General features: G+C 35.3%; 26 protein-coding genes and 2 pseudogenes. 13 read left to right on the plus strand and 15 right to left on the minus strand.

The window, feature by feature from the left end; all coding sequences use genetic code 11:
* Positions 1-397: 397 nt before the first annotated feature.
* Positions 398-1,981, minus strand: a complete 1,584-nt coding sequence (locus tag WAX78_RS19670; RefSeq protein ID WP_336483695.1) for a phospholipase C — start codon at positions 1,979-1,981, stop codon at positions 398-400.
* A gap of 296 nt (positions 1,982-2,277) precedes the next feature.
* On the opposite strand from WAX78_RS19670, the gene WAX78_RS19675 reads away from it, so the two are divergent.
* Both WAX78_RS19675 and WAX78_RS19680 read left to right on the plus strand, forming a co-directional pair.
* On the plus strand, positions 2,278-2,760 hold the full coding sequence (locus WAX78_RS19675) for a CcdC family protein (protein ID WP_336483696.1): 483 nt from the start codon (positions 2,278-2,280) through the stop codon (positions 2,758-2,760).
* 260 nt (positions 2,761-3,020) lie between these two features.
* Positions 3,021-4,052 (plus strand): serine hydrolase domain-containing protein, encoded by a 1,032-nt coding sequence (locus tag WAX78_RS19680; protein ID WP_336483697.1) that lies wholly within the window; start codon positions 3,021-3,023, stop codon positions 4,050-4,052.
* 915 nt (positions 4,053-4,967) lie between these two features.
* Here the strand turns inward: WAX78_RS19680 and WAX78_RS19685 are convergent.
* The 7 genes and pseudogenes from WAX78_RS19685 to WAX78_RS19715 all read right to left on the minus strand — a co-directional run bounded on the left by WAX78_RS19685 (position 4,968) and on the right by WAX78_RS19715 (position 15,015).
* Positions 4,968-5,921, minus strand: a complete 954-nt coding sequence (locus tag WAX78_RS19685; RefSeq protein ID WP_336483698.1) for a TRM11 family SAM-dependent methyltransferase — start codon at positions 5,919-5,921, stop codon at positions 4,968-4,970.
* A 149-nt stretch (positions 5,922-6,070) separates the two neighbouring features.
* Positions 6,071-6,346: pseudogene (locus tag WAX78_RS19690) on the minus strand (GIY-YIG nuclease family protein); the annotation flags it as partial.
* A gap of 252 nt (positions 6,347-6,598) precedes the next feature.
* The gene (locus WAX78_RS19695; RefSeq protein WP_090914631.1) at positions 6,599-7,108 is read right to left on the minus strand and encodes a MepB family protein; all 510 of its coding nucleotides are present in this window, start codon (positions 7,106-7,108) and stop codon (positions 6,599-6,601) included.
* Between the two features lie 412 nt (positions 7,109-7,520).
* Positions 7,521-9,503: a methyl-accepting chemotaxis protein gene (locus WAX78_RS19700; RefSeq protein ID WP_336483699.1), complete on the minus strand. Its 1,983-nt coding sequence runs from the start codon at positions 9,501-9,503 to the stop codon at positions 7,521-7,523.
* 423 nt (positions 9,504-9,926) lie between these two features.
* Entirely contained in the window at positions 9,927-10,871 is a 945-nt protein-coding gene (gene yhaM, locus WAX78_RS19705) for a 3'-5' exoribonuclease YhaM (RefSeq protein WP_336483700.1), read from the minus strand.
* A 44-nt stretch (positions 10,872-10,915) separates the two neighbouring features.
* Positions 10,916-13,777, minus strand: a complete 2,862-nt coding sequence (locus WAX78_RS19710; protein WP_336483701.1) for an ATP-binding protein — start codon at positions 13,775-13,777, stop codon at positions 10,916-10,918.
* Complete coding sequence (locus WAX78_RS19715) at positions 13,774-15,015, minus strand: metallophosphoesterase (protein WP_336483741.1); 1,242 nt, start codon at positions 15,013-15,015, stop codon at positions 13,774-13,776. Before WAX78_RS19715 ends, WAX78_RS19710 begins: the two co-directional genes overlap by 4 nt.
* Positions 15,016-15,147: 132 nt before the next feature.
* On the opposite strand from WAX78_RS19715, the gene WAX78_RS19720 reads away from it, so the two are divergent.
* On the plus strand, positions 15,148-15,333 hold the full coding sequence (locus tag WAX78_RS19720; protein ID WP_336483702.1) for a YhzD family protein: 186 nt from the start codon (positions 15,148-15,150) through the stop codon (positions 15,331-15,333).
* 27 nt (positions 15,334-15,360) lie between these two features.
* Here WAX78_RS19720 and WAX78_RS19725 read toward each other — a convergent pair whose 3' ends face one another.
* Positions 15,361-15,720: a hypothetical protein gene (locus WAX78_RS19725; protein WP_336483703.1), complete on the minus strand. Its 360-nt coding sequence runs from the start codon at positions 15,718-15,720 to the stop codon at positions 15,361-15,363.
* A 134-nt stretch (positions 15,721-15,854) separates the two neighbouring features.
* Between WAX78_RS19725 and WAX78_RS19730 the strand changes: the two genes are divergently transcribed.
* The 3 genes from WAX78_RS19730 to WAX78_RS19740 all read left to right on the plus strand — a co-directional run bounded on the left by WAX78_RS19730 (position 15,855) and on the right by WAX78_RS19740 (position 16,791).
* Positions 15,855-15,995, plus strand: coding sequence for a YflJ family protein (locus WAX78_RS19730; RefSeq protein ID WP_336483704.1), 141 nt, complete (start codon positions 15,855-15,857; stop codon positions 15,993-15,995).
* Between the two features lie 71 nt (positions 15,996-16,066).
* Positions 16,067-16,537 (plus strand): GNAT family N-acetyltransferase, encoded by a 471-nt coding sequence (locus tag WAX78_RS19735; protein ID WP_336483705.1) that lies wholly within the window; start codon positions 16,067-16,069, stop codon positions 16,535-16,537.
* Positions 16,538-16,677: 140 nt separating this feature from the next.
* The gene (locus WAX78_RS19740) at positions 16,678-16,791 is read left to right on the plus strand and encodes a DUF2639 domain-containing protein (protein WP_336483742.1); all 114 of its coding nucleotides are present in this window, start codon (positions 16,678-16,680) and stop codon (positions 16,789-16,791) included.
* 57 nt (positions 16,792-16,848) lie between these two features.
* On the opposite strand, the gene WAX78_RS19745 is transcribed toward WAX78_RS19740, so the two are convergent.
* Positions 16,849-17,922: a PASTA domain-containing protein gene (locus tag WAX78_RS19745; protein ID WP_336483706.1), complete on the minus strand. Its 1,074-nt coding sequence runs from the start codon at positions 17,920-17,922 to the stop codon at positions 16,849-16,851.
* A gap of 447 nt (positions 17,923-18,369) precedes the next feature.
* Between WAX78_RS19745 and WAX78_RS19750 the strand changes: the two genes are divergently transcribed.
* A complete protein-coding gene (locus tag WAX78_RS19750) occupies positions 18,370-18,963 on the plus strand; it encodes a hypothetical protein (protein WP_336483707.1) in 594 nt (197 codons plus the stop codon).
* Between the two features lie 92 nt (positions 18,964-19,055).
* Here the strand turns inward: WAX78_RS19750 and WAX78_RS19755 are convergent, their stop codons facing one another.
* A complete protein-coding gene (locus tag WAX78_RS19755) occupies positions 19,056-19,382 on the minus strand; it encodes a nucleoside triphosphate pyrophosphohydrolase (RefSeq protein WP_336483708.1) in 327 nt (108 codons plus the stop codon).
* 288 nt (positions 19,383-19,670) lie between these two features.
* Between WAX78_RS19755 and WAX78_RS19760 the strand changes: the two genes are divergently transcribed.
* Positions 19,671-19,922, plus strand: a complete 252-nt coding sequence (locus tag WAX78_RS19760) for a hypothetical protein (RefSeq protein ID WP_336483709.1) — start codon at positions 19,671-19,673, stop codon at positions 19,920-19,922.
* 165 nt (positions 19,923-20,087) lie between these two features.
* On the opposite strand, the gene WAX78_RS19765 is transcribed toward WAX78_RS19760, so the two are convergent.
* Positions 20,088-20,489 carry a hypothetical protein gene (locus WAX78_RS19765; protein ID WP_336483710.1) on the minus strand — a complete coding sequence of 134 codons (402 nt, stop codon included), beginning with the start codon at positions 20,487-20,489 and terminating at the stop codon, positions 20,088-20,090.
* A gap of 271 nt (positions 20,490-20,760) precedes the next feature.
* Between WAX78_RS19765 and WAX78_RS19770 the strand changes: the two genes are divergently transcribed.
* The 4 genes and pseudogenes from WAX78_RS19770 to WAX78_RS19785 form a co-directional block, all read left to right on the plus strand.
* On the plus strand, positions 20,761-21,147 hold the full coding sequence (locus WAX78_RS19770; RefSeq protein ID WP_336483711.1) for a VOC family protein: 387 nt from the start codon (positions 20,761-20,763) through the stop codon (positions 21,145-21,147).
* 357 nt (positions 21,148-21,504) lie between these two features.
* A complete protein-coding gene (locus WAX78_RS19775; RefSeq protein WP_336483712.1) occupies positions 21,505-21,657 on the plus strand; it encodes a DUF2639 domain-containing protein in 153 nt (50 codons plus the stop codon).
* Positions 21,658-22,083: 426 nt separating this feature from the next.
* Complete coding sequence (locus WAX78_RS19780) at positions 22,084-22,275, plus strand: hypothetical protein (RefSeq protein WP_336483713.1); 192 nt, start codon at positions 22,084-22,086, stop codon at positions 22,273-22,275.
* Between the two features lie 2 nt (positions 22,276-22,277).
* A pseudogene (locus WAX78_RS19785) lies at positions 22,278-22,367 on the plus strand (3-ketoacyl-ACP reductase); the annotation flags it as partial.
* A gap of 32 nt (positions 22,368-22,399) precedes the next feature.
* Here the strand turns inward: WAX78_RS19785 and WAX78_RS19790 are convergent.
* A complete protein-coding gene (locus WAX78_RS19790; protein ID WP_336483714.1) occupies positions 22,400-22,609 on the minus strand; it encodes a hypothetical protein in 210 nt (69 codons plus the stop codon).
* Between the two features lie 115 nt (positions 22,610-22,724).
* On the minus strand, positions 22,725-23,543 hold the full coding sequence (locus WAX78_RS19795; protein ID WP_336483715.1) for a MerR family transcriptional regulator: 819 nt from the start codon (positions 23,541-23,543) through the stop codon (positions 22,725-22,727).
* A gap of 135 nt (positions 23,544-23,678) precedes the next feature.
* Between WAX78_RS19795 and WAX78_RS19800 the strand changes: the two genes are divergently transcribed.
* A complete protein-coding gene (locus WAX78_RS19800) occupies positions 23,679-24,308 on the plus strand; it encodes a GNAT family N-acetyltransferase (RefSeq protein WP_336483716.1) in 630 nt (209 codons plus the stop codon).
* Between the two features lie 78 nt (positions 24,309-24,386).
* Here the strand turns inward: WAX78_RS19800 and WAX78_RS19805 are convergent, their stop codons facing one another.
* A complete protein-coding gene (locus WAX78_RS19805) occupies positions 24,387-24,983 on the minus strand; it encodes a TetR/AcrR family transcriptional regulator (RefSeq protein WP_336483717.1) in 597 nt (198 codons plus the stop codon).
* Between the last annotated feature and the right edge of the window lie 251 nt (positions 24,984-25,234).

Here is a 25,234-nt window from a genome sequence, read left to right on the forward strand (position 1 = left end):
TATCGTGTATAAGTTGTCGACTTTTTTGTCGATATTTACATATTATTATCGATTGATGGAATTTTCAATATTTTTGTAATATATAGAAAATTATATGTAAATTCCATGTTAGGATCATAAAATCCCTAAAGAAATGAGGGTTGTTTCAAATCATCTTCACCTGTGGAATGAATAATAAAGTTATTCAAAATTAATGGCGGCTTTTTCTTTTACAAAAAATCTTGACGGGAATCGTGCCTCAACCAACAAAACAGGGAAAACTTCCCATTTCCAATGTGAACGAATGAATAGAAATTCACATACAAATAACAAAAAAAGACAGTCTTAACTGTCTTTTTTTCATCTAATCTTTAAATATGAATCATTCATCAATTCGCAGTCTATTTTTATGAGTAAATCAATTTTGCTTATCATCGTGTTGTTTATCAAATTGATAATGATTGATTCGTTCACCCGTGATCGGATCTAAGAATAGCTTCTCCTTGTTAGGCTTATGTTTAAAATCAAACATATTGTTTAAAGTACCTGCTACAGCATCAAAAGAGTAATCACCAATTCTCCCTAAGTTCCAGTTGTCCTCAATAAAACGTAAGATAGAGGTTTGATCGGTCAATGTATGGTCTACGAAATTCTTCTTCGCGTAAGGAGAAATAACTAAAAGTGGTAATCTCGGACCATACCCTGCACGATTTAGATACTCGCCAAGTCTCGGTTTCCCAGCGTCACCAGGTCCGTATAAGGCATCTGTTTTAGCATCATTTGATCCATTTACGATTTGAGGCATCACATGATCATACCAACCGTCCGAATCATCATAAGCAATAATAACTGCTGTATCCTTCCATTCTGGTAAACTTTGAATACGATTGATCGTATCCACTATGAAATGTTGTTCATCTAACGGATCAGAATAGCCAGCATGTCCATCTTGATAGTTTGCTGCTTTCAGATAGCTTACTGCTGGTAGATTTCCAGTGTCTGCCGCTTTCCAAAAATCATCCAAATCATATTGATGGTTCGCCTGATCGGTGCGGCCAATCATAGCAACTGAAGAAGGCGGCAAATGATCTGGGTTTGATGTAGATTTATAATATTGGAATGGTTCGTGATGCGGGTTATAGTCTGTGACGGATTTACCTGCGATATTCTTATGTTGTGCAGTTGTATCGCGAAATCCTCCTTGGAACCAACCCCAAGTTAATTCTTTTTTATTTAATAAATCCCCAATATTTTTTCCAGCTAGTTCAGCTTGGGCACGTTTTGGATTTGAAGCTTTATCAAAGTAAGGATCCGGATCACCTATGATCGTTCCATTGACCACATTATCCTCAATATCTCCTAATTTTTGGCCGTTTTCGTATCCTGCTGCTCCATGAGTCTGTCCAGAAATCAAATTCAGTGCACCTGGAGTTGATGGGCCGAACGTTGTACCAAATGAGTTATCGCTCATAGCAAAATTTTGGGCGTAGTTCCATAACCCAGTTACCGTATTTCCATCATAATAATCCATGACTAAAGACTTATCTGATCCACCAGAAGTATACTCTACAAACTTATCCATTTTCCCGCTATTAAACGCTTTTTGTTCATCCGTGTATTCATGGTCCATATCATCCGTCATTGCTTGAGAACGATCGAGACGTTTCGGATTAAACTGGTTCGGGTTATGATTTAAAAGTTCATTCGTCAATCCGTTGACGGAAGGTGTATTAGCCTTTGCTTGGAATTTTGGCTCGCCCGCTGGGTTTTTCGCGTTTGGATAGGTGCCAAAATAATGATCAAAGGAAACATTCTCGCTAAAAATAACTACTACATGTTTAATTGGTGTTGTTGTTTCGACAGATTTCTTTTCTTTCGAAACTATAGTATCATCGTTCTTTTTTTGATCAGCAAATGCGAGTGAATATGTAGATCCTGCAAAAATGGAACTTAACGCCACAACACTTCCTGCAACAAGACCTGCCACTGTTTTCTTCTTCATTACTCTCAGCTCCACTAAAATATTTTTAACAATGTTAATAGTAGGTTCCCATTGTTAAGCAGAGATTGAAATAATATTAATTTTCTGTAAAAAGTGGCGCCATGGGTCCTATTGGAGGTCACAATTCATGGCCATCAAGCTAAAACGAAATTGTATCTATATTAATTTAGGCTAATTATACATTCACTTTACAAGAGTTTAACAACATTATTTATTTATGTTAATATAAAAATGTTCTTTTGTTGAAAATTAGTAAAAAATTTCAATAATATTTAATTTATGGAGGAAACATATCTATGCAACCTGTAATACCAGCTACTTCTTTATTTTTATTTATTGGTGCTCTTATTTTATTACGTAGAGTCCGATCTATGCACAAGCCAACTAAAGGAAATGGAAAACGAATACTCTTTCCGCTCTTATTTTTAATTCCAGGTCTTGTATTTTTTCTTAATCCGGGTCACACAACATATCTACAAATCTTTATAAGTATTCTTCTGGGGATTCTTCTCTCAATACCTCTTATTATGTTATCAAACTATGAAATACGAGAAGATGGTTTCATTTATACAAAAAAAAGTCCAGCTTTTATTGTAACATTTTTACTTATGATCGCTTTACGATATTATTTTCGTCAACACCTCTCTACCATCAATCCAGGTACACTCAATATGTTAATATTCTTAATTGTGATTTGTTATTTGATTCCTTGGCGAATCGCTTGTTATATAAAATTTAAAAGGATTCTTAAATTGAAGGATCAAATTAGTATCCAATAGCCTGTATTCAGAATAAGGGAAACAACTAGCAAAAACGCATCCGGTAAGAACTAAATCTAAAGCAGTACACAATAATTGAGCTTTTTCTATAAAGCTTACAGCAAGGCAATCTCTTATAAGAGATTGCCTTGCTTATTTTAAAAGAGTTATTGCCGATATTGAAGAAGATTATATACAAGGTTATAAAAAAGGAGTATTACCTGGATTTATAGAATTGTAACTCATCTAAATCTAATCAGTTCTGTTCTGGAGGGTTTAAATTGTTTCTTAATTATCATAGTAATAAAGATTTTTCTCCTATATTAAATCACGTTTTAAACACATTTAACCAAGTAATTTGTTCGGGGGCCTCAACTATAGTGATTCATAATGATTTTATTGTGTTAGAAGAATATATAGGAAAGCAGTCAGATAAACCTAATGCAAGGATTGTACAGCCTGATACTCAGTTCCATGTAGCTTCAGTAAGAAAAAGCTATATTGGATTTGCTGTGGCATATGCCGTTTTTTATGGTTATATAAAAAGTATAGATGACTTTGTATTAACCTATTTACCAGAGCTTGAAGAGAGTAGTTGGAAGGATACAACAATAAGACATTTATTAACTCATACTCATGGATTAAACCAAAAGGAAGAAACTACATATCGCGAATATCCTGTAGGGGAAAGCTGGACATATAAACAAGTCGGAATACAGACTTTAACTAATATTGTAAAACGAACAACTAATAAAACGATTTCTGATATTCTGCATGAGCAAGTTTTTTTGCCATTAGGTTTTTCCGAATCAAATTGGTATGCCAACAAAAATGAAAAACTTGTTGATGTAATCCTTAGATATGAAGGAGATAAAGATTGGAAAACAAGTGATAGTACAGAAGGCAACAAGATGAATATGTATGTGTCCGCACGTGAGTTAGCTATGTGGGGTTATTTACACCTAAAAGAAGGTAATATAAATGGAAAACAGATTGTTCCCAAAGAAATCATACAGATGGCAACATCTATTCAGAGTCCAACAAGTATAGATGAAGACTTACCTCAAAATGGTTTTTTGTGGTTTGTAAAAGATTTACCTGCTAAGAAAACAGAAATAGGTGAAGAAGTCCCTAAGGGTTCATTTCAAATCCTAGGCTATACTGGAGTAACTTTACTAGTAATTCCACAAGAAAACTTGGTTGCAGTTCGAATGTTTAATAGCTTTGGTTCACCGGAAGGTTACGATTATTTATCTGATGTTAGGTCATTCGGAGATACTGTTATGGGCTGTTTAGAAAAAATAAATAGTTGAGAGATGATGCTAGTTTTGTTCTTCAATGAGAGCTTTAGTTGAATAAACCAATCAAAAAAAGGCAGTTCCTTAGCGTACAGGAATTCGACTTTTTCAGGTTGAAATTCGCTTAGGGTACAAAATTTCCGAATACATATGATTATATGCGCTCTCAATGATTTTAAAAAAAGGCAGGTGCTAATAATGTTTTCTAAGGTAAAAGCGATGGTAATGATGATAAGTATTATATTTCCATTAATGCTTATTTATGTTTCATATAGTTGTATGCAACAACCCGATAAATCACCACCTGCATATTACCCTGCCTTATTGAGTATAAGTATGTTGTGTGTAGCAGTTTTAATGGTTTTATCAGTTTTTAAAAAAAAGTAAATGATTATTGAACTTGGTAGTCAAAAAACAAACTCTCTAATTTTTAGAGTTCAGTTCATTTTTTTCGTTTTAGGGAACAACGAATTTCTTAACTTGATGGCAATGTGGCGATATCCCATGCCCATCAAGCTAAGGATTTAGGACTACCCCCAAACGATAATTCTGTACAAATTGACACTGTATCTAAACTGATCGTTTTTGTTACTGTAAAATCATTGGTTTTTCCTACGAATTAAGTCGGGCTAACCACTAAAACACTGTGTTCTCAATAGATACTTTGCCCCTGGTTACAGGAACGCTGGAACTAGGCCTAATTCAACGATGAGGGCGTTTCTAATTTTCAAATATACAACGTAACAAAAATGAATGTTTTTGTTACAAATATCACCGAAAAATAACGTTTGGTAAAAAATGTATTACTATAGCCTAATTTTACACGTATCTCGGCTGTATCCCTCCCTTACCCTCAAAGTGAAATTGTACCATTAAAAATGAAAAGTAAACAAAAAAGACCAATGCACCCATTGGTCTTCCCTTACTTCCCTATTCACAAACAAGAATTTGCCGAGAAAAGTTTCCTTTTCTTGTTACGCAGCGGTCTGTAATTTCAAATCCAATTTCTTCGATCATGTGATCCATTGTTTCGCTTGTTACAACTACTACTTTTTTTGCAATACGGCGCGCATGTTTTAAAATCGAGAATTGATCTTCTGGTGTTGCGCACGTAAATAGATTGTACGGCATATCGATAATTGCTACATCGTAGTTTGTCTGAATGTCTTCGATAGGTCCTACCGTTACGTCTCCTTCAAAACCAAAATGCGCGATGTTTTCTCTTGATCCGATTACGACAAGCGGGTTAATATCACGGCCAACGATGTCAATGCCCATAGAGAGTGCTTCTACCACTACCGTTCCAATACCACAGCATGGATCGATCGCTTTGACTCCATCAGGATTTGGCACAGCGATATTCGCAACAGCTCTCGCTACACGTGTGCTTAGTGACGTAGAATAGCTGCGTGGTTTTTTCACGTGATGGAACCAAACAGCCTCGCTTTCCATATATGTTCCGAAGTACCAACGTCCGCCAATGATTACAATGCCAAATACACGCTCTGGATGATGCACATCGGCTTCACCTTCAATATGCATGCCGATATCTCGCTCAATAAGGCGGCGTTCTCCGTATTCTATTTTTTTCGATTTATCAAGATCATTAATTTTAACGAAGATGACTTTGAACGTGGATCCAGACAAATCAATCTGTTCGACCTGCTTCAAAATATCTGGCAGTTCATCTCCTTCATACATTACGTCAATCCGTTCTTTAATAAACGGGCTTCGGCTCGGATCAACTTTGATTGTGCTTTTCAATATATTAGAGTGCGATTCCGTTCCAAAAAGTGAGCGCATCTCCATATAACATAAAGAACGTTCCTCTTCGCGAAATGCATACGTATATATGTACGTCGGTGTTTGGCTATGATTATCCAATCTATTCCCATCCTTTATCGTATCAAATTGTTCTTTCTCTCAAATGATATCCGTATCATTGTGCAACGTAACGTTGCAAGCGGTAAAAAAGGACTAATAAGCCGAGGCAAAGTTGTCTCATTTTATTAGTCCTTTTTATGAGCTTTTACTTATTTAAAGAACACTTTGTCTACATTATATTTCGACTTTTGTTTATTAGCGATATATGTTTCATAAATTTCTCTTTCCATGGCGTTTTCTACAAGACAAACATCAATTTTGATTACTTCATCTCTATGGTCTTTGATTACTGATACAGTATCTTCAAAATGTTTTTTTCTTGGTCTTAACTTTTTTGCCTTACCAACAAACATTAGTTCATTCTTGTTGTTATAAAACATAAAGATTCCACCTTTATCTCTAGGAATTAGGTGAAAATCAGTAAACTGTAGCTTTGCAATAAAGTTTGATTAAAAAATGTGTTTTAATCCTTATTTAAAAGCAAATATAAAAACTTCATTTTGAAAAAAGATTGATCAAAATGGAGTTTCTCTTTTTAACTAAGTATGAAATTTTTATAAAAAAGTTTGATTATTTTAATACTCCTTATTCCACTAACGCACCTGTTTACGGAAATGGAATATTTTGTTTTAAATTATCGAACTTTATTTTAAAACCACATTTAGGGCTATCCAATTTTAGTTAGAGTATAGCTTTAATAGTTCTTGTATTGGTAAACTATTTGTATTGTTCATCCCAACAAAATATTCTAATTGCCATTTCTGTGTTTCGATAGCTTGTTTGCTAGTGGGATTTTCCCAACTAGGGTAAACTCTAATTGCCATTTTTCCTTTTGTAGTGGCTGTTTTAAGGATATTTTGTTTTACAAGTACTTCTTTTGGAAAAACGAATTGTCCAAAATTATTATTTCTAGTAAAAGTATTGATAACCAATAAATCAGTAGCTTTTTCATATGAAAAGGCTTGGTTTTTATTATCCCCATCTTTTTCCCAAAAAGCAACAAACTGTCCTATCTTGGTAGGTGTTATTTTTGCGACCCTAAATCTAATCGATTTTGAATTTAGCTGAAATATACCAGCCCCATAATCTGAATTTTGAGCTTCTTCTCGGACAGCTTTTATGGTTAAGTGATTGGGTTCATAAAACATTTTATTTACATATGTTAACGCATTATAAAATTCATTCACTGCTTTGCATCCCCTATTTTTTATACTACTAATTCCAACGCCTTTCAAATCAATATTATCTTAATTTGAACGCAATGCCCAAATAAAGCTATTGAACTAACCGTTTGTGGAAGAAGGAAAACTGAAATAATAACAAATCTCATCGATATGAGAAAAAAACGGTCTTTGATATATTAGGTGTCGTTTACAATTGTACCATGTCTGATAATCAAGCCGCTTAATTCAAAAAAGTGAAATCCGTTAGGGTTTATTTCGTATGCAAATCTTTCAATCACCTACACTTGCCCTTTAGAAAAAAGAAACAATCTCGCCTAAAATTGACTTTGCATAAGCTTAGCTTGATAGCAATGTGGCGATATCCCTAAAAACAAAAAAGAAGTAAGGCAATGATAATTACCTTACTCCTAGTGTATTATAATTTAAAATTTTGAATCATAAGTTGCAATTCCTCTGACATTTGCGCTAAATTTTGAGCGGAAGAACTAATTTCCTCCATTGAGTTCATTTGTTCTTCTGAAGAAGCAGCAACATTTTGCATACTTGCCGTATTTTCTTCTGCGGCTGCGGCAATTTCATCAATTGCATTCGTAACTTCATTTGCATCTTCTGACATATGTTTTGCTGTTGTTGCCATATTATTAATTTGAGATACGATATCATTTGTAACATTTAAAATGTCTGCGAAACTTGTTTTTGTTTTGTCTACAGCTTCAAGGCCAGATTGTACTTCTATTTTCACTTCATCCATAGATTGCACTGTACATTTTATATCATCTTTAATCTCTGTAATAAGTTTTGCAATTTCTCCTGATGATTGTCCTGACTGCTCTGCTAACTTTCTAACCTCTTCTGCTACAATCGCAAATCCACGTCCTTGTTCACCAGCTCTTGCTGCTTCAATTGCTGCATTTAAAGCTAATAAATTTGTTTGCTGTGCAATATTTTGAATCACCTCTAAAATAGCACCAATTTGTTTTGATTTTTCATCCAATAGTTTAATAATCGTATCAGATTGTGAAACAGACTGATGAATCGATTGCATTTGACTCGCCGTTTGCTGTACCAATTCTCCGCCTTCTTCTGCCTTTTGTCTTGCATATGCTGAAGAATTAGAAACAACTTTTGAGCTATCTGTTACGTTTTGAATAGCTATATTTACTTGTTGTAATAGTGCTGCACCTTCTTCTACTCCTTGACTTTGCGATTGAGCGCTGCTTGATACTTGTTCCATCGCAAGCGTAATTTGATCTGTTGCCTCATTTGCTTGTCCTACACTTGAAGTTAACTCTTCTGCTGAAGCAGCAACATGTGCTGCGGAATTACTCATCTTTGAAATTACATTGCGTAAAGAAGCCGCCATCTCATTAAAGGAAGCTCCTAATCTCCCAAGCTCATCGTTAGAATGAATCGCAATTTCTTCTGTTAAATCACCTTGGCTAATTTTCTGTGCAGAAACAACAATCGCTCTTAACGGACTTGTAATTGATTTGGTGATGAAGTACACGAGTATGCCACCTAGCAATACAGAGATTGTAACTACAATTAACGTTTTATAAAATACTGGTTCAGCCGCCTTAGTAATTTCATCTTCATACACAACACCAATGACTTTCCAACCTGTTTTATTATTTGTATTGAAGGAAAGTATCTTCTTATCTCCTTTATCACTGTAAGAAAAATTCCCTTTATCTTTCTCATAAGCCGGGTTAATAAAAGCTTCTGTAACTTTAGAACCACCTTTTCGAGTTGGGTGACTGACAACTTGTCTGTTTTGATCTAAAATTACTGCATAGCCTTTTTCTCCAAGTTTAAACATTTTTGTCGTTTTTAATATGTTATCAAGATTTAAGTTAACCCCAACAACACCTTTTCCATCTTTCGTCTTTTTCGCAACCGTTACTACCATATTTTTTGTAGAAGAAGACTCATACGGTGCTGTAACAATTACTTTATCACCATCTTTCATGGCATCTTTATACCATGGGCGATCCGTTGGTTTATATCCTTCAGGCATTTGTACAAATGGTTCTCTTAGAAACATCTCATCTTGCGTGCCGATATAAAGCCCTTCTACTTCCGGATGAATCTTTATATATTGCGCGAATTTTGTTTTTACGTTTTCTATATTCCCATCTTTATACGTATCCTCTGTTAAAGTATCTGCAAAGTAAGCGACATCCACAGATTTTGCATCTAAATTTTGTGTAATAACGGTATCTAAAACAGCAATATTTTCATTTGCTTTTGCAGTAATTTGATTTTTAAAATTTTCTTTTGCAGTTTGGTAGGACACACCGCCAATAATAAATCCAGGTACAATTAAAATAATTAAAAAAGATAAAATTAATTTCTTCTTTATACCAATATTGCTAAACCGTTTGAATAAATGAATCATATCTAAAAAACACCTTCCACTTTATTTTTTCAAATATATAACATACGATTCCGTTCTTTTGATTAGAATGCAATGGAATTCTTTTCAGATATTACATATTTAATCATAATAAATCAATAGATAAATATATAAAAATATTTTCTGAAAAATATAATCGATGATTCATTTATTGTTTCGCTGTAATATAAAAAGTAAAAGTACCCTTGTGATAAAATCTAAGGGTACCATTTTGATGAATCCGCAGAAGCCTTTCCTAAAATAACTAAAGATAACTGTTTAATTTTTTGGTTTCATCAATAGAGAAAAATATGATTCAAATTCAGTTCCAAAACCCATTACAAAATGATGGAATGTAAGTTTCCCTCTAATGAAAAGAGCCGAATTTTCTATGTCTAAGAAAATTCGGCTCTTTTACAATCTCTTTTAATTATGGAAAGTAGGTTTATAAAACGAACGATTATCAAGCGCAAAGACACGCTCTGTGTATTCACCTGGTTTTGTACGGCTTAGTGCACGATCCATCATGTTCATCTTCGCATCTAAGTTATCAATGTAATGAAGAATTTCCGCTTCTTTTACAAGCGGCGGCTTCGGACTGCCCCACTCTGCTTTGCCGTGATGCGATAAGACGATGTGCTGAAGAATTAGAATTTCTTCTGTTTCAATTTGCAGCTCGTCTGCTGCTTTGCCAATCTCATTTACCATAATTGAAATGTGACCAAGCAAGTTCCCTTCTAACGTATATGTTGTTGAAATCGGACCTGATAATTCAATTACTTTACCAAGGTCATGTAAAATCACACCCGCATATAATAAATCTTTATCAAGAGACGGATATAACGTCGCAATTGCTTTTGCTAAATCAAGCATGGATACAACATGGTACGCAAGCCCAGATACAAACTCATGATGATTTTTCGTTGCCGCTGGGTAATCTAAAAATTGACTTTGATACTTATTCAGCAAATGTCTCGTAATGCGCTGAATATTAGAGTTACGCATTTCAAATATGTACTGTGTAATTTTCTCGACCATATCTTCTTTTTTGAGTGGCGCCTTTTCCACAAAGTCCGAGATATCCGTTACTTCATTCGAATTTGCCAATCGAATTTGTTTTACGCGAAGTTGAATACGGCCTTTATAATTTTGAATATCTCCGGCTACTTTTACGATTGCTTCCGCTACATATTGTTGTTCTACTTCAGGTGATACATCCCACAGCTTCGCTTCAATGTCACCGCTTTGATCTTGCAAAATGACTGTTAAAAATGGTTTTCCGTTACTTGCGATTCCTTTTGTTGCCGACTTAATCATTAAATATAAATCGACTTGCTCACCAACTTCATACTGTGCAATTTTCTTTTTCATATGTTTTCCTCCACCGTCATCGATATTGTTAGTATAGCATAACCTCACTGGTTTAACCTTTGCATTTCATCTTCTTCAAAGAAAGATAAAAGATGTTTATGACAAGTAAAGAAAATGACTTGCCGCTCTTTCGCTAATTCCTTCATAAGATGCACAGTTCGCTCTGTTCGCAGTACATCAAAATGTACAAAGCTGTCATCAATAATAAACGGATACTGCCCTTCAAACGTGTGCGCTAACGCAAATCGAAGCGATAAATACAGCTGCTCCGCTGTCGCTTGACTTAATTCATGACTGTAAAAACGAAGTCCATCTTCTCTTTCTACAATAAACGGCTCTTCTGCATCTGGCGAAAAGACTTTCACATATTTTCCGCCTGTTAAATACACAAAGTATTCTTCTGCCTTTTGCAAAATACGCGGCAATTGTACTTCATGATAATACTTCTTCGTTTTACTTAATACAGCCTTTGCCGCAGCATATGCAGCCCACTTTTTCACTTGCTCGCGCACTTGTGATTTTTTCAATTCCCATTCATGAAGCACGTCACCGTACGTACGACCATCTTCTAACTGGGAGATTTCAAGACGCAGAGCTGCCAGTGTATGCGTCAATTCTTTTTCCTCACGCATCAGTTTGTCTAGCTGCTCCTGTTCTTTCCGGCGTTCCTCTTCATAGCCTTCTAAACGATAACCAGTCTCCAGCGCCGCAGTCATTAACCGTCCTTCCAGCAAATCCATTTGCGGAATTAATCGATCAAGCTGCTGCTTTTTCTCTTCAATTTGCTCCGCTTGCTTTGCCGCAGCCAAAAAGGCCTCTTCATCAGGTGATCCGGCAATATCCCAAAGTTGCTGACGTTCATCTAGGAAATGATGAAGTTGCTGCTGCGCTGCCGCATGCTCTTCTTCCCACGCAGCAACCTTTTCTTCCAGCTGCTTTTTCTGTAATTGCTTTTCCTTTTCTTTCTGCATATCTTTACTTATACCATGTAAAAATAATGACGGTGTATCCACGTTTCTTTCTGCAGAAACAGTTAGCTTCATTAGTTTATGTTCAAACTGCGAAATCATGTCTTCCTGCAATTCTTTTCGTTCTCGCTGCTTCGCGAGCTCTCGGTACAATTGCTGCATCTTTTCGATTCGTTCAAAAGCCGGCAATATATGAGCATATGTAAAACTATTTGGCAATGCGTACATCTCTTTATACGATTTCACCTGCTCATTTACCTGAAACAAATCACGCTCCCACTCATCATATTCGGAAAGAGCACGTTCATATCCTCTCTCAATTTGCTTTAGCTTAAATTCCTCGCGCTCTAATAGCTTCCGCACTTCATCATCTTTCTCAAGGCGATACCTTTGTTCAAGCGCTTCATTACTTTCATGTCCATCTGGTTCAAGCCTTTTAGAAGTAGAGCCCATATACATCACATACAAAACGACAAGGCCAATTAAAAGAAAAACACCAACAAACAATAACTTGCGATTATCCATTAAAACGCCTGCAAGCAACAGCAGGGCATTCATAATAAACAAGATCAACGCCGTTTTATTCATCTGCGGTGCAGTGTTACTTCGCTTCTGTCTTTGTCCTCTTTGCTCGGACGCTGCACTTTGCGCTTTTGGCAAATGTCTCTCCCGCTCTTCTTCAGACATCGTCTGCGCCTTGAGCCTGTTAACCGCTTCCTCTTGTTCCTCTAACTGTTCCTGCGCCGTTTTAAATCTTTCATCTAACTGCTCTTTACGCTTCTCTAACTCTTTTGCTTGCTGCATCATTTGCGTAATGGTTTCCTTCGCAGCCAAGCTCGTATTGAAAGAAAGAACATCCTCACGCGCAAAAGCTGTCCCGATTTGCTGCTGCAAATCTTGTATTTCTTCCTCTATATGTGAAATGCGCCCTATCAAATCCCGTACTTCTTGCAGCGCTGCTTCATAAGACATATGCTGCAAACGAAGCTCTTCCACATACACATCTTGCTGAAGCAATTCTTCGTTTACTTGCAATGCTTCTATTTCATTTTGAGCTGCATTCAATTTCTTTTGCAGCGCATCTTCCTGCAGCTGAAGTGGTTCGAGCCGTGCTTTTACTGCTTCATAACGCTTCAAACCATCAACTGGAAACGTATGTCCCGCATGTTGCTCTAAAAAGCGTTCACACGCACGTTTTTCTAGAAACAGCGGCTGTAACGCTTCTAGCACTTCATAATCTTGCTTTCGCTTTCCTGCTTCTTGCTGCTCCGTACGAATTACAGTTAGGCGCTCTTCTATACTCTTTTTCTTTTTCACAAGCTCTTCATACGTCGCAATCTTCCCTTGCCAATCCGCTAACTGATCTTGCAGCTTTTTTAATTCCTGCAATGCCACATTAATTTCCGGCTTACGGCCATTTGGCTTAAAGCGCTGCTCCATTTCTTTCTCAAGCATTTTTTCAAGTCGTAATAACCCGTCGCTGCCAACTGCACTTGCCGAAAATAAATAGTTTCCAATATCGTTTTCTCCGACATGGTGAATATTTTGCAAACCATGCATATCAAATGAAAAAACAGAATCAAACAACTGTTCATTCATTCCATTTAACAGCTGCTTTAAAACTTCTTCACCACCTGTTTTTCCATCTGCAAAATAAACCGTCACTTCCCCGGTCGCTGTTTTTGGAAGACGCTCAATTTTTAACCTTCCATACTCCTCAGTAAAAACCGTAATTGCACCGCCGTATTTTCCACCTTCTTTCGGCTCATAACGGCGCTGCCCTCTCGTTGGAAAGCCAAACAATATGCTCTTCATAAACGAACGAATCGTTGACTTGCCCGCTTCATTTTCTCCGTACAATACCGTAAGCATGGAAAGGTTCAGCTCGACATTTTCTAATTTTCCATATCCGTAAATATGAAGCTTTTCAATTCTCATGCTTTGCTCCTTTCATGCTCTAATAATTGCTCTAAAATAATATTCTCGGCGCCCTTTTGAATCTCTTTCTTTTCTTCCTCAGAAAACGAATGAAGCACCTTTCTCGCAACTGGTGAAGTCCAAATCGTGCGCAGCACCTCATCCATACTCGAAAACGATTCAAGCTCTTGCAGCACATTGCCAATAAAATGATTCTCTTTCTTCAATTTCTCAATTTCCGCAAACGAAATCGTTTCATTCTTCCATTTCACAACATGTACAAAATTGCTGCGCTCTTCACCTGACGCTACAATATGAATGATTTCCTCTACGCGCTTCTCATCACGTAAATAAGAAGCAAGCGGACCTTGTCCTGCAAACGTCATCGTCACAAGCAAACCTTCCTCTTCTCTTCGAACACCGTTCATACTCTCTGTACATGCATGGATAAGATCATCAACTGTTTCTAACCCATCAATGTGAATAGAAATCTCATCCCAAACAACATCTGCCGTACTGAAAAATGTCAGTTCCGTCCCTTGCTTAGACAACGAAACAACGTACGCACCTTTCTCTCCTGTTTCCTTTCGGTGCCGCCCTTGAATATTGCCAGAATACACAATGCACGGTTCTTCAGATAACACTTCACGCTTATGTATATGACCAAGCGCCCAGTAATCAAATTGCTTTTCCTTCAATTCACGAATTTGAAACGGCGCATACCGATTATGCTCCGCATCTCCTTCCACGCTTCCATGAAGCATTCCAATATGAAATGGCGCATCACTCATCTTTTTATATTGCTCTGTCATATTATCCGTCACAGCTTGCTGCTGATAACTAAATCCATAAATAGATACAAGCAGCTCCCCATTTTTATAAAATGATTTTTCTTCTATATAAGGCTCTGTAAAAATATGTACATTACTCGGAAACTCAATTGCCGCCCAGCTTCCGCCTAAATGATCATGATTGCCGTGAATGACATATACGGGAATATCATACTGCGCCAGGCGCTTCATTTGCTCACGAACAAATACTTGCGCCCGCAAACTTCTCGTCTCCGCATCGTACAAATCACCGGCAAGCAAAACAAAATCAACCTGCTCTTGAATCGCTTTATCAACAATACGCGCAAACGAACGAAACGTACTTTCCTTCATTCTTTCCCATATAAAAGCGGGTACATTCAATTCCATCCCTTTAAATGGACTATCCAAATGCAAATCTGCCGCATGAATAAATTTTACTTCTTTCACACTGTAACGTCCTTTCTCCGTCATACTTGGCTTTATTTTAACATGGAATGTCACATATTTCTTTTGCATAATCGCCCGTTTTATGACACAATAGTTATAACATTCTGATTATTTATTTTGGAGGGAATTTTCATGGGCGTATACACACTAACAGTTTTCGAAAAAGACGGTTCCAAAGTACTAGACGAATCATTTGAGGCTGCGACTGAAACAGAAGCAAAATCAAAGGGTGAAACGATCTTACGAGAAAAACAATTGCATGACCATACACACCGCTGCACATCTTCAAGCGGAAAGCTTGTCTTATTCCAACGCTAAAAAAAGAAGCGTCTGACCGCTTCTTTTTCACACAATATCTTCTTCACACCACAGAAACACAACTTCTACAATTCGATTCCCTAATCGAACGCGCTTATTCCACATTCCTGCTTGAATAAGACGCTTTAACTCATCCTTCATTTTATCCGTCCAATCAAGAATACTCTCTTTTTTGTCATACGGATAAATACCTGGAAACTCTTCATGCAAGAGACGCAAACTTTCCGCATCTAGATGAAAATGAAAAAAATAATTCGCAGTCAAAGAAGGCTCCTGTAATTGTAAAAACTGGTGGTCAATTTGCTTTTTATTACGATAAAACGTAAAAATATTGACCTTCCCACTCGTAATCTGATCAATTTGAATTTCGTGCTTTTCAATAATCACGCTAGTCCACCTCAATATATACTACTTCTAGTATATATGTCTTTGACAGAGAAGTTAACCACTTTCATCTGGAAATTCATCATTCCTCCAAAATTACAATCAGAACAACTCCAAACAAGAAAGGAAGCGATTATATGCATTTCGGTAGCAAAGGTTGGTACGTAAATAAGTTAAAAAAATTAGGTATCCGTACTTATGAAGGTAGAAAACTAGAGTCATATCGTACGCATATTTTGGCTGGGTTGTTAGAGAAGGTTAAGAGGCAGTCGGCTTAATGTAGGGAAGCTCCTTCTTATACAGGAGGAGCTTTTTCTTTGAAATTAAGTATAGAGAAAAGAGGAAAAGAATGAATCTTACATTATCAGAGGTAACAGAAGAAAATTTTTGGGATGTTATTAATTTGAAATCGGATAAAAACCAAGAAGAACGCATTCAAATATTTGAAAGATGGGTCGGTTCTAATGCTTTTTTCCTTGGTGCCTGTCAAGTTTATGATTTTATTCCAAGAGCTATTTATGACAATCAGACCTTAATTGGATTTACTTCCTATGGTTATAGAAAAGAACATAAAAGATACGAATTAATAAGTATTATGTTAGGACATCAATATCAGGGGAAAGGATATGGAACTCCTATTTTAAAAGCAGTGGTTGACGAAATGAGCGAACTGTATAAATGTAAAGAAATTTATTTATCGGTCATCCACGATAATGAATCTGCAAAACGAATATATGAAAAAATCGGTTTTAAGGCAACTGGCGAGATAGAAAAAGGACATCACGATGAACTCGTTTATTGTTTGAAGTTAGCCGAATAGACTGGCATCACTCTTATAAATAATGCCCTTTTCTCCTTTCACTAACCGGCGGCATCCTACAATAAAATGAAACTTCCATTAGTGATCTCCCATCTAACAGGACAACCAAAAATAAGAAAGGAAGCGATTATATATAGTACATAAACGAACTTAAAAAACTAAGTATAAGTACTTATAAGGGTAGAAAACTAGAGTCATATCGTACACATATTTGGGCTAATTTGCTTGAAAAAGCTAAGAGACAGTCGACTTGATATAAAGAAACTCCTTCTTAGATGGAAGGAGCTTTTTCATTGAAAACAATTGTACTATTAATACTTATTAGCATTTTGTTTTACTTTATCTAAAATTTCATTCACAACATCTTCAATTGATATACTCTCAAAAAATAAAGCATTACCATCAATTTTATCCGTAATAATTTGGCCTGCACCGTTTTGCACACTTATATCCGGCACAAAAAAGATACTGTTTTTCTTTTGATATACCTCATCTTTATCAATATAAATAGGAATATTCCAGTTTTTCGCTCTCATCTGTTCCTTTTCTTTAAACTTAGTGCTTGCACTAATAATTCCGATAACTTCAATACCTTTTTCAGTAAATAAATGAAGGTTTTTGTTTAATTCATCCATTACATCCTTTTTTCCTTCGTCTTTAGGTAAAGCATAATAAACAAAAACAAATATTTTATCTTTCTGTCCTCCTATTACATCAACGATTTTATCTGTATTCCAATCTTGAAGGGGCAGTTCCTGTGCTACCCCAGAACTTACAAATACATTAACAGCCGTCCCTTCTTTCACAACTTTTCCTTCAGAAGGCTCTGTTTTTACTACTTTTCCAATCGCAATTTTTTTATCTTCAACTTCAATAATTTTACCGAAGACTAATCCTTTTTCCGTTAACACTTCTCGAATTGATTTACTATCTTGGCCTTCCAAATTAGGCATTGTTACTTCTTTTACTTTTACAACTTCTTCACTCGTAGTATCTTTTTTAGAACTATCTCTTTGATCACTTATATTCCTTTCTTCCTGAACCGCATTTTTTTCTTCCGTAACACTATTTTGGTTTACAGTACCTGTTTCCCAAGATGCAACACCGAAAAGTCCTTTTACAACCACAAACCAAAAACCAATTTTATAAACAGCTCCTAAAATCCCTAAAACAAATCCAAAAATAGCCATTCCCCTTTTGTATTTTTTTCGCATACCAATAAGTCCAAAAATAATAGCTAATAACCACACCGGAATCATAAACCAACCTATATAAGGGATAAAACCAATAACCAATCCTACAATTCCCAACACCAAACTGGTAACTGCACTTCCATTCGATTGACTCTGAACAATAACTGTCTTCATCTCGTTCTCTTTGTCCAAGCATTTCACCCCTTTTTTCATATCTGAATCATTATATCGGCAGCGCTCGGAAATATACTTCATTTTTGAATTCCTAATACATCTTCTTTCTCTATTATGCTGTGAAGCTTAGTTACCTGCAGCGGCAACGCCCCAATAAGCGTTGCTGCTTTCTACATTGATCCTAGCGCCAACATCATACTAGACTCCATCTATATATCTCTAACTTATATAATTAAGTTGAAGATTAATCATCATTTACCTGAAATAAAAAAATCCTTTAATGTTCCTAAGAATATTGATAACCCCTTACTTCTCTCTCCCCCCTTCGTATTTTAGAAATCGGAGCGTCAGATTCATAATTTCATTTTATTTGAATTTAAAAATATTACATTCATTGAACATCTAATTTGTATGGTGTAATATTTACCTATATAACCAAAATCATGAAATATCAGGAGGTAAACTATGAGTCGGAGCAATATATTTATAGCAGGTATTGTAGGAGCAGTTATCGCAGCTGGCGGATTGTATGTAGGAGTAGTAAAACCTTTAAAAAATGACGTAGAACAAATACAAAAAACGAACACAGCACTTCAAAATAAAATCAGTAAAATAGAACAGCAGCAATCACAGCAAGCTGAAAAATCAACTGAACAACCGGCTGAAAAGCCAGCTGAACAACCAACTGAAAAATCGACTGAAAAACCGGCTGAAAAGCCAACTAAAAAACCAGCTGAAAAGCCAGCCGAAAAGTCATCCGATGTATCTACGGACGGTACGACTAACGTCACAGTTATGAACGGTGAACAAAGCGTTCCGGTTAAAGATCTAGAACTAAGCATTATAGACGCTAAAGTAAATGTAGATAAAGAAGAAGTAACACTAAGTGTGAGAAAAGGAGACAGTAGCCAAAAGACGTATCCTGTAACGCTCACAAAAAATGAATCTAAATTTCTAAAACTAGGTGAAGGAGGAAATGAATATACGCTAAGAGTTGTAAGCTATAAAAAATCCGGAACAAAAGATACTGCGGTTATTGAAATCCTACAAGGCATGTAAGAGAAGCTGTGTCCAAAAGATCGTTGAATAACGAACTTCTGGGCAGCTTCTTTTTCATTTAAAATAAATATGTAACTAACGAACTACTTAACTTAGTTGTCACTTACCTCAATCAAAAAAATCCTTTCTTCAAATCCACCGCGCTTTTCTGCCTTTTCTTTACGGACTTTTTCCACGACTTCTAGCGTCACCCCTTCATACTGTGCTAACGCGTTTACAAGTTCCAATAAATCAGCTAGTTCCTCTACTTTATGCTCAGGAGTTTCCGCTTCTCTATATTCCGCTAACTCTTCCCCTGTTTTCTTACATATTTCTTCTATGTATTCTTTTTCATTTAAAGTTCTTGTCGTACATGTTTTTCCGTTACTTTCAATTATTTCTGGAATGCGATCTCTTACTAACTTGTTGTAAACTGGCATCGTAATTCCTCCAATACTTTCATTCTATTATTCTACCACACAAAATTTACCATTATACTTTATATGATATTTTAATTAAATTAGTATCCAAATGTGTGTCGTATTTTTTATTGGTTAGTTTTAAGTCAAATTAAATTCCTCTATTTTTAATTGTCCTCTTCTTTTTCGGCAACACTTCCATAAAATGAAAATCATTTTATCCTAGAACTAAAAGGGTTTTTATTAGGTGAATCGAATTGTATAATTTTGGATATTTGTATTATATTAGAGGATTAGGAGGTTTTTATCATGAAAAAAATAACTACATTAGCTTTATCCCTTTGTTTTACAGGAGTTCTTACCCTATCAATCAACTTTGAAAATACAGGGATATTTGCTTCCAATGAACAGTCTGAGGTAAAACAAATGCCTTTTGAAAACATCAGTGGAGATCGCTATTTAGTTGTAACAAAAGAACAGCAAGACGCCATAGAAAATTCACCGATTAAAGAAGGTTTTCTTGAAACAAAAGAAGGAACAAAAGTCTTTTTCAAAAAATAAGCAACGATTAAAAATCCCTTCAGTCTCCTGAAGGGATTTTTAAAGATTTTACGCTACACAGAAAACATCTTTTCAGTCTAAAATATTTTTAATGAGGCATGTTGCTCTGCAGCCTCTGATGATGTGTCGATAATTATGCCCACTTAATACACGATATATATTTTTTTATTTAAAAGCCTGAGGGTTGTAGTTTATAGCTTTAGAAATCCCGTGATTCATATCAATTAATAATCCTTCGTACATTCCCTGATCGATTTGACCCTTTTTTAATGCCAAATCCATTTGTTTTTGTCGTCGAATTGCGAAATAATGAATTAACTTTGATTCACTTATTCCTTTTCTAGATGCAAACTCAGCTAAAGTTACCCCTTTTTTCATAGCATTCGTATATTCTTGTGAAGTCGCTTTTAAAAAATGCAACAGTGCTGGTTGATCTACAACAAATGTAAACACCTGTCCCTCTTTAGCAAAAGCTACAGGACTTTTAAGATTCCAACAGGTAATTAAAAAACAAAAACATAATAACCAAGCTGTTTTCTTCATAAAATCATCTAACCTTTCTTTCATTTAAATGGATAATATAGTTTTATCCCCCATTATAGAAAGTACTCTATATTTTTTACTTTATGGTTTATGATAATTTCGCATTCAATACGTATACTGCTGCTGGTACATACAGCATGAACGCTTCCCAAGAAAGTGTAGTTATTTCATTCATGCGGTAACAGAGGAAGGTCGTTACATGAAACATGAAGGAATATTGAAATCAGTGACGAATTGTTCGAATGAATAGTTATAGTGTTGACTCTTCGATTAAGTTTTTTAGGAGATGATTGATTTGAAGTTGTTGCAAATAAGACTTTTGGTCAAAGATTTTAAGAAAAGTGCCATGTTTTACAGAGATTTATTAGAGCTTCCAGTTAGTTGGTACGAGGAAGACATGGAATATGCGCTTTTCAATAATGGAGAGACGAAAATTGAGCTTGTATCTCGAAAAATGATGGCCGAATTGGTCGGAGAGGGAAATAAGCCTTTAGAAGCTGAGTCTCAATCAAGATTCTTGCTTCAATTTGAAGTTGAAGATGTCGATAAGACTTATAATCGTTTCAGAGAAAAAGGAATCGAATTTGTTAACGAACCGCACGATCGTAAAGAATGGCGAGCACGTGTTGCACATTTTCGCGACCCTGATGACAACTTAATTGAAATATATAAAATGCTGTAATTTGATTGATCAAAATGAAATTTTATAATACTAAACACCTTTAATAACACAGTTCGATTTACTTGAACTGTGTTAATTTTATTTGTGAGAATGGAATTTTTACGGTAAACGAACAGAAAGAACGGTATTTTTTTACGTATTTCTTCTATGTATTTTTCATTTAAGGTTCTTGTTGTAAACTAGCACCGTAATTCCTCTAATACTTTGATTCTATTATTTTACCACGCAAAATTTACTATCCCTCCTGAAATAAACATGTGATATCCGCAGAAAAATCCACACTTTCCGCAAGTAAGACAAGATTTCCTTTTCATACTCAAGCATATACTGTTAAAAATTCTAAAGGAGCATGTTCACATGTATTACGGAACTAAAGGCTGGTACGTGTATGAGCTAAAGAAGCTTGGGATTAATTATTATGAAGGGCGGAAGTTGGAGAGTTACCGGGCGCATGTTTTACGGAATTTGTTGTTGAAAGAACAGGAGAAAGAGAAAGAGGAAGAGAAATAAGGCCTCTATGCTAATAAAGTGAAACTTCCATCCGCGGTCCCCACCTATCTTCTTCGCTTTTCTCTGAATCTTGAGGTGGGGGTCTTGTGGATTTTATTAATGTCACTTTACCCATAAATTTGCCGTGAGCTAATCATTGACTTATAAGCTTACCGTTAGTTTATACAATTTTTTATACATATGGAGTATAGGGAATAAAGAAAATGATTGCTCGTAGCCATTGATATAACGTGATGAATAGGACAATGTATACTTGCGTGAAGAATATTTCCAACAAGGTGTTGATACAATGAAGATTTGGGCAAGAGGAACTACTGATAGTAAAATGTTATATAAATCTGACATGTATGGAATATACATCCAAAATCGCACGACCACATCGTTTCTTCCAAATAGTATAATTAAAGAAAGGCAGGTGAATGAGTCATGACAAAAAAAACAGGTTGGACTAATCTGATAGGTTTGGTCTGGTTAGCAACTATCGGGGCACTCTTATCGGTTTGTTCTAAGTTGATTCCTAACAATATTGTGTCCTTGGGAATCCTTGCTAGTGGAACTATAATTACATTTGGAGCTGCTCTTACAGGGCTTTCCTTACTTAGAAAAAACAGATTGTAAGAACGAATAACACTGCCTTTATGTATGCGAATAAAAACATCCGTTGTAACGGTATCGCGCCCGGAGCAGTCATAACAAACATTGCTTCCACTAGGAAAAAGTTCGGCATATAACCGAACTTTTTTTATCTGTTTATCACCTCAATAAAAGATGTATTCCCATTATTCCTAATTGTAGAATGGAATTTTTGATTTTCTAATGTCTCAGCAACTTGTTCTAATTTTTGTACATCATCATGATGAATGAGTAAACTGTCTGATCCAATTTCTTCAATGTGGATATGTTCAATATTACCAATGGCTTTGTGTACGGTTTGTAAAAAATCGGATTTCATAAATAAGGCCTCCTATATTTACAGTTGTTTGCTTCTATTATTTCCTTATTTATGAAAAATTAGGCCGGTTGATAAACGAATCTTGGTAATTTTGTTTTTTTAACTTGTATATATCCTAACCATCAACTGACTCATTATTTTCTATTAACATCTGCATTTGACAACTATACGATTCTGTATTGAAGAAATCATTAAATAACTCCACTTCAATAAAATTTTTCACTTTTAAATTATTTTCTTTTATATATTTAATTATTTTATCTCTACGCTCCGCTTCATTTTCTTTACTATAGGCTAACGTTACATACTGTCCCTTTGGCAATATTTTCATATTTTCTTCAACTTCTATATTAGAATTCCCTTGAAATCCACTATAAACATATTTTGGTTCTGCATTGCCCTCTGAATTAAAGTCATATATGATTCCTCTTTCCAGCGACATTTTTACTTCTTTATCTTGAATGACTTTCTCTAAGTCTGAATAATAAAGTAACTCCTGTAAACTTCCCACTTCTTTACATGGTGCCACAATTACATAACGCTCTTCAAAGAATTGAATAGATATTTCATCATTATTTAATATCTCCTTAGAAGTCTCTACCTTCATATGTAAGCTATCAATGGTTTTGATTACTTCTTGCATTTTCTTTATGTTTTCTTCTGCTTCATCTCTTTTTAATTGTAAAAATTTTAGTAATTTTTCCGTATCACAGTCCTTAAAAATCTCTTGAAGTTCTACTATGCTCGTCCTTAATTCTCTACAGCTTTTTATAATATCTATATGAATAAATTGATCTATAGAATAATATCTGTAACCTGTTTCTTCATCAATATATTTTGGAATAAGAATTCCCATTTTATGATAATATCTTAACGCTTTTATTGTAATGTCTTTTATTTTAGCGACTTCCCCAATAGAAAATAAGTTTTTCACCCGAATCACTTCCTTTATATTTTTTCTTACATGATCGTTGACCCTCCTCTTAGGGGAGACCTTATGATCATAATAAGGTATTTACAAGAAAATACGAAATGAAAAATTTACTTATATAAAAGGGAGTTTATAAACATGGATCAAGTAATATACAGAAGCCTAGTTAAAGAAGATTATGAAGCAGTTAAAACATTGATTGGTGAAGCATTTGGCTTCAATGAATTTATTAAGGATAAGAAATTTTTAGATTCAATATTAAACATCTACCTACAAGGTTGTATTTTAGAAAGTTCATTTAGCAAAGTAGCAGAAAGAAATAATAAAATTATTGGTGTTATTTTGGGGAATTCAAAAAAAGACAAAAATCGTTTAAAGAAAGCTCATAATACTTTAAGTCTTGCCTATTCCATGCTTAAAGTACTCATGGCTAATAAGGAAAATAAAAAATTCATAAAAGAATTCGCAAAGGTTCAAGATGCATATAAAGAACTTATAAAAGAAAAAGAAGATGATTTTCAAGGTTGTATACAGTTATTTATTGTATCAGGAGAATCTAGAGGCCTTGGGGTTGGAAAAACTCTAATGAATCATTTGTATAATTATATGAATAGTACGGATGTGAAATCTTTATATCTATATACAGATAATAGATGTAACTATGGATTTTATGACAGTCAAAACTTTGAACGTATAAATGAAAAAGAAATTTATTTTGATTCAATGAAAGACAAACTTAATGTATTTTTATACTGTTATAACTTTTAACTAATAGTAAAAACCGTATCACTTATTTGTGATACGGTTCTACGTAACAGGGCAGACGGTCAGTTTTCCGATTTCGTACTACTTCGGCTTCCCTACGACCAACCCAAAGAAAAACAAATCTATCAATTGATCCATACTCCTCGTTATGCGTTCTTGATTCGACGCTTCCCAATGCCGCCCCAGCTCATTTTTGTACATCGTGAAGTACAGCATAATTATCTCTTCTGTTTGATCTCTATGAATGTAGCCCTGTTGCTTTCCAATCGCGACAAATTTCATAAATAATTGCATGACTTTCTGCTCATTATAACTCTTCAGCCTTTGCATCAACCCACTCCCCTCAGAGAATGGGGATTTCTGGAAATTATCCAATATAATTTGTAAATTTTTAGCTTCCAGCAGCATGATTTCCTTCGTCTTTTCAGGAAAGGAACGCGCTGAATCCAGAATCTTCTCATACTGCTCCAACTGTTTGTCCATCCAATTCATAAACGTGTCGGCATAGAGCTGTTCTTTTGTTCCAAAGTAGTTATAAATGGTAGAGGGAGAAACCTTCGCATTTTGAGCGATTTCATTCACGCTTACCTTTTGAAAACCATATTTGGAGAACAATTCAAATGAGGAGCTGTATATTTGCTCAATTTTGTTCTGTTTTCGTCGTTCGAATCCGTTCATATTCTCCACCTCACTTGCAGTGTAGCTCGAGTTTTAGAGTAAATATAGAAAATGTAAACTTGTACCGGGGATTCGGATTTGTTCTAAGCAAAGAAACACAAATCGACAAGGTACCCGTATATTGTATGCTCTATCTGGAAAATAGTTCGGGCAACAGTCATTCCGGGATTTCGACTCATTTCATACTGGCAAATAAAAAAAGTGGCCAATGTAATGGCCACTTTTACTAACTTGTATGCTTTCATCCAAAA

It is taken from the genome of Bacillus yunxiaonensis (genome assembly GCF_037104695.1).
GTDB lineage: Bacteria > Bacillota > Bacilli > Bacillales > Bacillaceae_G > Bacillus_A > Bacillus_A yunxiaonensis.

Excerpts from the sequence above, each read along its gene's own strand:
- WAX78_RS19670 (WP_336483695.1), bottom strand. The coding sequence starts at position 1,981 with ATGAAGAAGAAAACAGTGGCAGGTCTTGTTGCAGGAAGTGTTGTGGCG.
- WAX78_RS19760 (WP_336483709.1), top strand. The coding sequence starts at position 19,671 with ATGAAAAAAATAACTACATTAGCTTTATCCCTTTGTTTTACAGGAGTT.
- yhaM (WP_336483700.1), bottom strand. The coding sequence starts at position 10,871 with ATGAAAAAGAAAATTGCACAGTATGAAGTTGGTGAGCAAGTCGATTTA.
- WAX78_RS19775 (WP_336483712.1), top strand. The coding sequence starts at position 21,505 with ATGTATTACGGAACTAAAGGCTGGTACGTGTATGAGCTAAAGAAGCTT.
- WAX78_RS19750 (WP_336483707.1), top strand. The coding sequence starts at position 18,370 with ATGAGTCGGAGCAATATATTTATAGCAGGTATTGTAGGAGCAGTTATC.
- WAX78_RS19780 (WP_336483713.1), top strand. The coding sequence starts at position 22,084 with ATGACAAAAAAAACAGGTTGGACTAATCTGATAGGTTTGGTCTGGTTA.
- WAX78_RS19675 (WP_336483696.1), top strand. The coding sequence starts at position 2,278 with ATGCAACCTGTAATACCAGCTACTTCTTTATTTTTATTTATTGGTGCT.
- WAX78_RS19700 (WP_336483699.1), bottom strand. The coding sequence starts at position 9,503 with ATGATTCATTTATTCAAACGGTTTAGCAATATTGGTATAAAGAAGAAA.
- WAX78_RS19805 (WP_336483717.1), bottom strand. The coding sequence starts at position 24,983 with ATGAACGGATTCGAACGACGAAAACAGAACAAAATTGAGCAAATATAC.
- WAX78_RS19800 (WP_336483716.1), top strand. The coding sequence starts at position 23,679 with ATGGATCAAGTAATATACAGAAGCCTAGTTAAAGAAGATTATGAAGCA.
- WAX78_RS19730 (WP_336483704.1), top strand. The coding sequence starts at position 15,855 with ATGCATTTCGGTAGCAAAGGTTGGTACGTAAATAAGTTAAAAAAATTA.
- WAX78_RS19735 (WP_336483705.1), top strand. The coding sequence starts at position 16,067 with ATGAATCTTACATTATCAGAGGTAACAGAAGAAAATTTTTGGGATGTT.
- WAX78_RS19720 (WP_336483702.1), top strand. The coding sequence starts at position 15,148 with ATGGGCGTATACACACTAACAGTTTTCGAAAAAGACGGTTCCAAAGTA.
- WAX78_RS19755 (WP_336483708.1), bottom strand. The coding sequence starts at position 19,382 with ATGCCAGTTTACAACAAGTTAGTAAGAGATCGCATTCCAGAAATAATT.
- WAX78_RS19790 (WP_336483714.1), bottom strand. The coding sequence starts at position 22,609 with ATGAAATCCGATTTTTTACAAACCGTACACAAAGCCATTGGTAATATT.
- WAX78_RS19765 (WP_336483710.1), bottom strand. The coding sequence starts at position 20,489 with ATGAAAGAAAGGTTAGATGATTTTATGAAGAAAACAGCTTGGTTATTA.
- WAX78_RS19710 (WP_336483701.1), bottom strand. The coding sequence starts at position 13,777 with ATGAGAATTGAAAAGCTTCATATTTACGGATATGGAAAATTAGAAAAT.